A 9,801-nucleotide genomic window follows, 5' to 3' on the forward strand; every position below is an offset into this window, starting at 1 on the left:
GAAAAGCCAGGATTTTCCATTTCACTTTAAGGTTTTATTTCGCGACAAGTCTAATTACTTCAATATTTAATCTCCCCCACTCCCAACTATACAATAACTATTCAAGCATATTTTATATTATCCTACTTTGTAAAAGTAGTTTTCCTAATATTTTGCTAATATTCCAAGCATCATCTGCGCCTCTATGATGAGTGCCTTCCAAGGGAATATCTAATAAATTTAAAGCATCTACCATACCTACTTCTTTGGGTAAAGCATGAATCAGAGCAAACAAATTTTTTACATTAATATGTCTAATGCCAAAAGGATATTTTATGTTCCTAGATAAACATTGTTTCTCAAACATATTTTTGTCGTAATTGCCCCAACTTGCCCAGACTCGTTGTAAAGATTCATATTTTTTCCGTAGTTTTAAACAAGCTTCGGAAAAAGTAATTCCTCGGTCAACTTCTGCTTGAGTTAAAGTTGTAAGTTGGGTACAAAATTCACTGATTTTGGAACATTCTGGTCTGACTAAAATACTTTCTTTTTCAATAGGTTTCGCTTCAGCTACATCAACAATACAAATCCCAATTTCAATTATTTCGCTTTTTTGGTCTGGCGGGGGATTTGTCTCCCAACAAGTAGCTTCAATATCAATAACAATAATCTTGTTTAACTTAATAGTCATATTTCTAAGGAATCATATATCAGGGGTAACTTATACAAATTATACAAAATATTTTGGGTGCATAAGTTCAAATCATCAGAAACTATACTCAAATAGAACCTTTAGGAGAGTGTATTGTGAGTGCTGATAAGCATTAATACTAATTCAATGTGGAATGGGCATCTTGCCCGTTCTCGTTTTTTGGGCAGACATCCTGCCTGCTTCCACATATTTTCACTGCAGGCATCCTGCCTGCCGCCACTTTATATTTATCCCGGGCTTTGTTGCTTGGTTTAGTTAGACTTGAGAAATTAATTATCTAAAGTGCATAAGTTCAAAATCATCAACACTATAACCAAATAGAACCTTGAGGAAAATGTATTGTGAGTGCTGATAAGCATTAATACTAATTGAATAAGGTTAAAAATATAGTATGGAGGTGTAAAAAGGATGAAAAATGGTTTCACCAAGAACTACTGGACATTATGCAAAATTGATTTAGCTAGCTCTGATGTGTCTGCTTTTCACCGGGAATATCGACAGGAGTTACTATTACCTGTTCAGAAACAATTTCAAATCTGGTTTCCGTCTATTGCTGAACTCAAAAAACTCTCCTCTCAAGATGACAGAAAAATTCAAGCTACCTTACTATCTTATTTTCGTTCTCAAAATTCTGCTTCTTGTAACTCCTTGAGCATAACAGCAGGACTTTCTTTGCGTTGCTATATTTCCCATGCCATTGTTAATGCTTGTCAAAAACTGGTTCAACAATTTGGCGATCGCTATCCTTTTCGCCTCCGAGATTTGTTGTACCTGGTACTCACTGATGATGGTAAGACAAAAAATATTAAGCAAGTTCAGGAAAACTCTCAGTCTTCTTACTCCTATTTCTGGGAGGAAATTCTGAGAAGTTTCAATCCCGATCAAGGTGGACTCTATGGTTGGACTAATTTATGCACCCGTCGCCACTCAGAACTTACTCAAAGGCTATGGGTAGAATTTGGTTTATCTTTAAGTACTCCTTGGGCAAAACTAAATAAGATTAAGCGTTATCAAATTAAAAATCTTTCACCTCAAGAACAGGATGTGGTAGAAGCTTTTCATGAGGTATATCGACGCGACAGACGAAAACAGGGTGCAAAGGGCAAATGTCCCGAACCTTCTGAGTATCAACTTCAGGAAATGCGCGATCGTCTTTTTCCCAGGGGAGTTATATATAATTCTTCAGATGAACTACTTGAACAATTGAAAACTATTGCTCAGTTTTTACAGGAACAAATGTTAAATCCAACTGAGATTTCACCTCCCTCTAATGCTTCCGCAATGGAACTTGAATTTCTAGACGAACATCGCGATCAAGCTATTCTGGATGCTATTGAGGGGGTGCTTTCTCAACGTTTGCAGAAACTACAAAAAAGTGCTTGGTATAGTGAATTTGCTCCTTATTTTTTACCTATGTTACGACTAATTTATTGTGAAAATAAATCTCAAAGCGAAATAGCTCAAGAATTTAGTATCAATAATCAATCTCAAGTTAGTCGCATCTTAAAACTTAAACAAATGCTGAAGCAAATTCGAGAACAAGTAATGGAGAAAATGCTGCAAATTTTGTTGAATCAAGCAGAGTTAAATTACAGTCAAGGGGTTTTAGATCCAAATGCTCTTGATTCTTTAATTGAACTATTAAGTCGTTATTTAGATGAAACCGTTTTTTTAGAGGCAGTCAAAGAAAATTCTACAGGAAGGAAATACAAAGAAATGACAAGTTTGTTCGCTGAAAAAATGCGCTATTATCTTAAATATAATCAGCTTATTTGACATACATAATAAGTAGTGAAATAACTACATTAATCATTCCATAGATTGCAAAAATAAAACTTAAAATTACAACAATAACCGGGAGAATTAAGATGACTAATTCTAATCAAAAAAACAGACTTTATTACCGACAATTGCACTTACAAACTATTGATTTAGAACCTGAAGATTTTGAGCAAGCAACTCTTTTGAGCGATCGCTTTAAGAACGAAGCCCAACAATGGCAAGCTTATGTGAAATTCTTAGGTTTATTAGCACTAAAAAAATGGTTGAGCGATCGCTATTTAACATTAGATAATCCAATTGAATCTTTGCCACCTCATCAAATAATTAGTTCGGAACCAATTTGCCCTCTGCAAGTCAATGGATTTACGGTTTGCTTACTGACAGATGAGAATATGGTAAATGAAGGAATTGAAATTCCCGAGAAAATAATTGATTATCCAGAATTTTCTGCTCATTTCTATATCTTGATACAGGTTTCAGTAGAGTCAGAAGAAGCTATTTTAATTGGATTTATCCGGCACGATCAATTCAAAGATAGGTTTTTACAAAAAAATGAAATAGGAAATTATCCACTTTCTTTGACTCAACTAAATTATGACTCCAGCCACTTAATTTTAAATTTGAAATATTTGAGTCCGGCAGCTATTAAACTGCCAGAAAATACCTCAACTGAATCAAAGTATTGGGAAAAATTAACAAGCTGGTTAGAAGGTATTTTGACAGAAGGTTGGCAACCTGTGGAAGAACTTCTAGGAAATCGTCAACCGACTATGAAAATGGCTTTCAGGTTAAATCAAACCACAGAAAAGCCAAGAGACAAAACCCAGGCAGATTTATCTCAACCTGAGCTATCAGACACAGAAGTAAATAAAGATCTCATACAGATTTTACAAACAACAGAAAATGAAGAAAAACGCTGGAAAACTGCCGAGTTGTTGTGGAAAATTGACCCTAGTCATCCAGCAGCAGGTGTACGTCGCGCTATCGATCTAGGAATGCAACTAGCAGGAGTTCCGGTGGCACTAATGATAGCAATTTTACCCAAACCAAATCAAGAATTTGCTGTTCTTTCTAGAGTTTATCCTCTCCAAGACCAACATTTTTTACCCACAAATTTAAAACTTATTGGTTTAGATGAAATGGGGGAATCTTTCTTTGAAATTCGTGCTGAAGAACTAAATGATTCTATTCAGTACAAATTTACCGCCGATGTAGGCGATCGCTTTAGTCTTCAAGTTAGCCTTAATTCTGCTATTGTGACAAAGCACTTTATTATTTGAGTAAACAGGACTTACGCAAAGTATTAAATTATACATCATATGTGGAATTTAATGGCCATTACCCCTTACTAAATAAGGTGGTGATGGGTAAGTCCTGTAATAAATTTGAAGTCCCCAAGTCCCGATGAAATTAACTAAATAGTTATGAAATTAAAATATAATTTTATGAATTAAAACAAAATATTAATAATAATGGCTACACAAATTTTTATCAGAATAGAACAAGGTAGTTTTGAATCAGGCTTTCCTGTTTCCCTTCTAGAGATTTGGCAAGATGGTGAACTCATTGCCAGAGAATACGACTGTTTTCAATTGCCTCCTAACCAATATTTTCCAATACTTTATGACCAATGGAGAAACATTCATGCTGAGTTAGGGCGAGAAATACGAGCGATAAAGATCCCAGAGGAACAAATTACCAATGTCTCTAGTTTGAATGATTGTTACAAAGCGGCCCAAGCCCTAGAATCTAATGTAAACAATTGGTTTAGGGAACTTCCATTTAGAGCCATAATAACTGAAATAATCAGAAGATTAAGGGAGGAAGCTCCAAATAAATCAGTACGAGTTATAATTGATACATCAAATGATTATCTACGTAAGATATCCTGGGATTCCTGGGACTTACTTGAGGAAGAGGCATTTTTTCCCCAAGGAGAGTTTGCTATCTTATCCCAATTTAATCGACGAAAAAAAACGTGGCAAAAACCAATTCACATTCTAGCAATTTTTGGCAGCGATCAAGGGAGATTAAAACTGGAAGAAGATCGGAAACTGATTAATGACTTAAACAGACATGGGGCAAGAATTACTTCTATTCCAGCAAGAGGAAACTCTCTGACTCTCCGAGAACTATTTGATGCTATTAAGCTAGGAAATTGGGATATTATTTTTTATGCTGGCCACAGTTCCGATAAGACTATTGAATATGGATCAATCGATCAGTTAAGAGGAGCTTTAAAGAAAGCTGCCCCAAAAGTAAAGCTAGCAATTTTTAATTCTTGTGATGGACTGGGTATTGCTGAATATTTAGCTGATTTTGATATTCCCAATATGATTGTGATGCAAGAACCTGTTTCTGATTTAGTAGCAAGGCATTTTTTGCAATATTTCCTGAAAGAATTTATCCAAGGGAAACCTCTGCACACTTCTGTTAGAGAAGCACGGAGAGCTTTGCAACGACTGGAAGTTCCTGATCGAGATGGATTGTATTATCCAAGAGCGTCTAAAATACCTGTATTAATCCAAAACCCTACTACGCCTGAACTTTATTGGCCATCTAGAGGAGGCATACCTCTAATTAGACAGATAATAGAGTTGCTGGAAAAAGGTTCTAAAATCCTTGCCCGGACGTTCCGAAATCGGCATTTTAGGACAGGTCTAATTCTTCTGTTTTTGTTGACTGTCATTGTTGTTGTTGGAATTTCTCGACTCCCTAAACCTCAACCAACTCCTCAACCTCAAGCAACTCCTGAACCAATTGGAGATAAAATCAGTAAAGGTGAGGACATTCTGCTAGAAGTAACATCAGAAAAGAAAGAAGAGGGTGTAAAAGCAGTCAGGGAAAAAAATTATTCGTTTGCAGCTAAATATTTTCAGGAAAACTGGAACGAGAAACGAGATCCAGAAACTTTAATATATTTCAATAATGCAATTTTAGAAGAGACGGGTGTTGATTACTATACTATTGCAGTTGCTGTTCCTGCTTTACAAGATGAAACGGGAAAGGTGATTAATACAGAACTTGCTGGAGAAATCTTACGGGGAGTAGCTCAAGCACAGACAGAAGTTAACTTGAGTTTATCGGAAAAATTCTCTAATTTGACTTTACCAACTAAAGGACCTGGAAAGCTGAAAGAGTCGAAAAAGCTGAATGGAAAAGGCTTAAAAGTTATTATTGTTAATGATGCTAACCGTAAGGAGCAAGCAAAGACGGTTGCTAATCAAATAGTCAAACGGTCAGACATTCTAGGTATTGTTGGTCATTGGACCAGTGATATGACGATGGCAACTGTAGATATCTATAACCAAAATCAATTAGTAATGGTTTCCCCAGGTACAAGCACTTCTCAGCTCACAGAAAAACCTCGACCATTTTTCTTCCGAACTACCACAACTACCAAAAAGCGAGCAGAAAAAATGGTTGATGTCTTTATGAGTAATCCAGTTAATCAAAAAAGAGTTGCAACTTTTTCTAACCCTTATAGTCCGTATTCTGGTGATTACAAAGAACAATTTGAAAAAAAATTCAAAGAAAAACAAGGAGATATCATTGATTCACGTGATATTTCTCAGCCTAACTTTGATGCTAAAGGTGCTATCAAAAAAATTAGAAACTCTGGGGAATTAGCAATTGCTTTAATCCCAGATGGTCAAGTCAGTAGTTCTGTAGATAATACTATGAAAATAATTCAAGAAAATAATGGTCAAAACTGGATAGTAGGTAATTGGTCGGTTTATAGTCCGAAAACCCTAAATATTGCTCAACCTCAACTCATAGAAAAACTGATTGTAATTGTTCCTTGGCATTCTCTAAGCAATCCAGATTCTTATTTTTCTCAAACCACCAAGAAGCTTTGGAGAGGGCCTGTCAGTGGTCGCACAGCTTTAAGTTATGATGCTGCTCAGGTGCTAATCAAAGGGATTGAGGAACATGGGGGAAAACCTACTCGTCCGGGAATTCAGAAGACATTGGCAGGTGAAAATTTCCGTGTTGACGGGGTAACAGGAGAAATTACATTTCAAGAGGGGAAAGGCGATCGCAAAATACAACCCCTGGAGTTAGTTAAGGTTGTTCCTTGTGAAAGTCAGGTGTTGAAATTCGCATTTATTCCTGATAAGTATTCAAAACCTGAAGATGCAGAGTTGGAATGTGGGAATTCTAACTAATGTTCTTTTCTGATCAGTAGGTTTTTATGGTTGTGTTACTCCTGACGGTTATAAAAATACCAAAGAAGCGAGGATATCAAAACATGGTACTCTTACTGGTATTGAGATTAGGTGTTGGGTTGATCCTAACGGATAAGCTGGCACTAACGTGTCCTCAACCCAACCTAAAAAGAGCAAATTTTTGGAGATATCTATGGGACCGAATATAATATTAAGGCTAAAGTAATGAATTAATAATAATGGCTAGACAAGTTGTTATCAAAATAGAAGAAGGCAGTTTTGAATTAGGTTTTCCTGTTTCCCTAGAGTTTTGGCAAGATGATACAATAATTGCCACAGAACGCAACTGTCCTCAATTGCCCCCTAACCCAGATTTTCCTAGAGTATATGATGAATGGAGAAACATTTATACTGAGTTGGGGAGAAACCGAGCAATCAAGGTGCAAGAGGGGCAAACTACCAACATCTCCAGTTTAGAAGGCTGTCAAAATGCCACTCGCACCCTAGAATCTAATGTCAGAAATTGGTTGGGGCAACCTATCTTTGGAGCTATAACAGCGCGAATTATAGGACAACTTCAAGACAGAACTCCAAATGAATCAGTTCGAGTGATTATCGAGACATCAAATCCTTATCTGCGTAAGCTATCCTGGGATTATTGGGATTTATTTGAGAAATCATATTTTTTACCCCAAGCAGAATTTGCTCTTTTATCTAAATATAATCGACCAACAGAAACGTTGGAAAAACCGATTCATATTCTAGCAATTTTTGGCAGCAATGAGGGGGAATTACAACTGCAACAAGATCGGGAACTCATTGAAAATTTACAACAACACGGGGCAAGTATTACCTCTATTCCAGCAATAGGAAATTTTCTGACTCCTCAAGAACTATTTGATACTCTTTGGCTGGGAAATTGGGATATTATTTTTTATGCAGGACATAGTTCCGCTCAGACTATTAATGTCGATCATGCCTTAAATTTATCAATCGATCTTTTAAGAGAAGCTCTGAGGAGAGCTGCTCCTAGAGTTAAGTTGGCAATTTTTAATTCCTGTGATGGATTGGGTATTGCTGAATATTTAGCTGATTTTAATATTCCCCATTTGATTGTGATGCGAGAACCTGTTCCCGATCTAGTAGCACGGAGTTTTTTACAATATTTCCTGGAAGAATTTACCCAAGGGCAACCTCTCCACACCTCCGTTAGAAAAGCACGGAGACGTTTGCAACAACTAGAAATTCCTATTCCCAAGAAATTATTTTATCCAAGAGCATCTAAACTGCCTGTACTAATCCAAAACCCTACTGCACCTGAACTATATTGGCCTCAATCTAAACCCCCAGACAAACCTCTAATAAAACCTAAGCACATAATTCTGTTTTTCTTGACGATCGTTGGCGTTGCCGGAATTTTCCGTTGGTTTGATCCTCAACCTGAACCCGTTGGAGATAACATTAGTCAGGGTGAGGAAATTCTAGTAAAACCATTTCCACTACCAGACACACAAAGAGGTGTAGAAGTAGTTGCTAAATGTCAGAAACCATCAAATCATTTTCTACCTATTTGGAAAAGTCGCATTCGACAACAGTGGAGTAATTATTTTTACGCTAAAAAAAGTTATCAGGAGGAAATTAACAATCTTCAGCAAAGCTGGCAGTACGAACGAAGATCCCCAGAAACTTTAATTTATCTCAATAATGCTCTTTTAGAAGAAACAAAAGCTAGTTTCTATACTATTGCAGTTGTAGTTCCTGTTTTACAGGACGAAACTGGAAGAGTGAAGAATGCACAACTTGCTGAAGAAATCTTACGGGGAGTAGCTCAAGCGCAAACGGAAGTTAACTTGAGTTTATTCAATGAGAATAAATCTTCTAATTTGACTTTAGCAGGTGCAAATTTTCTAGAATCGAAAAACTTGAATGGAAAAGGTTTAAAGGTCATCATTGCTAATGATGCCAACTTAGAGACTAATGCCGAGAAGATTGCCCAAACCCTGGTCAAACGGTCAGATATTCTAGGTGTTATTGGTTCTTGGACAAGTGATATGACGATGGCAACTGTAGATATATATAACCGATATCAATTAGTATCAGTTTCTCCTGGTGCTGCCACTTCTCAACTAACAGCAGCACCTAGACCATTTTTCTTCCGAGTTATCGCAACTAATGATCTGAGAGTAGAAGCAATGGTTAATGTCTTAACGAATAAAATTAATCAAAACAAAGCTACGATTTTTTATAACCCTGCTAGTTCCTATTCTAGTGATTACAAAAAACATTTTGAAGAAAAATTCTTAGAAAAAGGAGGATACATCATTGATTCACTTGATATTTCTCAGCCTAATTTTAATGCTAAAAATGCTATCCAAAAAGTCAGAAAATCTGGTGAATCAGCTATTGTTCTCGTCCCAGATGGGCAAGTGACTAATTCTTTTGCTAATGCTCTGGAAATAATCAAAGAAAATGATGGTCAAAACTGGATAGTTGGTGATTCTTCAATTTACAGTCCCAAAACCCTACAAATTGGTCAACCCCAACTCTTGGAAAAACTGATTATCACCGTTAATTGGCATCATTTGAAAAATCCCAAAGATAATTTTGCTCAGATTACTCAAAATTTGTGGGGAAGTCCTGTTAGCAATCGTACAGCTTTGAGCTATGATGCTGCTCAGGTGCTAATCGAAGCGATTAGGCAAAAACCTACTCGCATAGGAATTCAGAAGACATTGGCAGATAAAGATTTCTGCGTTGATGGGGTGACAGGAGAAATTAAATTTAAACCGGGAACTGGCGATCGCGAAGAGCTACCCTTCAATATACTTAAGGTTGTTCGTTGTCCGAAGAATAAGAAGTATGGCTTCGCATTTATTCCTGTAGAATATCAAGATGTAGAGTCGATATGTTCGGTTCCTGACTAATATTCTTTTCTGATAAGTGTGTTGTATCTAATCCGGTAGCATCTATATTATTTAGTATTAAAGAGAAGAGTCTATATTGTATGGGTGAATGGCCATTTGCTAACACAAAGCTGTCGCTTTATATGTTGCGGAGCAAAACGCTCCTATGCATTGTATGACAATCAACTCTATTATATTACTCCACTGATAACTGATAACATAAATGACTGATACTAAAATTTTACACCTAATTAAT

The 9,801-nt window shown here is 36.4% G+C and carries 5 protein-coding genes; 4 read left to right on the forward strand and 1 reads right to left on the reverse strand.

Going from position 1 to position 9,801, the window contains the following annotated elements; translation table 11 throughout:
• Positions 1 to 112 precede the first annotated feature (112 nt).
• A complete protein-coding gene (locus AC3DU7_RS15725; RefSeq protein WP_488040240.1) occupies positions 113 to 670 on the reverse strand; it encodes a 3'-5' exonuclease in 558 nt (185 codons plus the stop codon).
• A 429-nt stretch (positions 671 to 1,099) separates the two neighbouring features.
• On the opposite strand from AC3DU7_RS15725, the gene AC3DU7_RS15730 reads away from it, so the two are divergent.
• The 4 genes from AC3DU7_RS15730 (at position 1,100) to AC3DU7_RS15745 (ending at position 9,566) form a co-directional block, all read left to right on the forward strand.
• Positions 1,100 to 2,467, forward strand: a complete 1,368-nt coding sequence (locus AC3DU7_RS15730) for a hypothetical protein (RefSeq protein ID WP_488040271.1) — start codon at positions 1,100 to 1,102, stop codon at positions 2,465 to 2,467.
• Positions 2,468 to 2,559: 92 nt separating this feature from the next.
• Complete coding sequence (locus tag AC3DU7_RS15735; RefSeq protein ID WP_488040272.1) at positions 2,560 to 3,753, forward strand: DUF1822 family protein; 1,194 nt, start codon at positions 2,560 to 2,562, stop codon at positions 3,751 to 3,753.
• A 192-nt stretch (positions 3,754 to 3,945) separates the two neighbouring features.
• Positions 3,946 to 6,642 carry an ABC transporter substrate-binding protein gene (locus AC3DU7_RS15740; protein WP_488040273.1) on the forward strand — a complete coding sequence of 899 codons (2,697 nt, stop codon included), beginning with the start codon at positions 3,946 to 3,948 and terminating at the stop codon, positions 6,640 to 6,642.
• Positions 6,643 to 6,881: 239 nt separating this feature from the next.
• A complete protein-coding gene (locus AC3DU7_RS15745) occupies positions 6,882 to 9,566 on the forward strand; it encodes an ABC transporter substrate-binding protein (protein ID WP_488040274.1) in 2,685 nt (894 codons plus the stop codon).
• Positions 9,567 to 9,801 lie beyond the last annotated feature (235 nt).

It is taken from the genome of Okeania sp. (assembly GCF_983059655.1).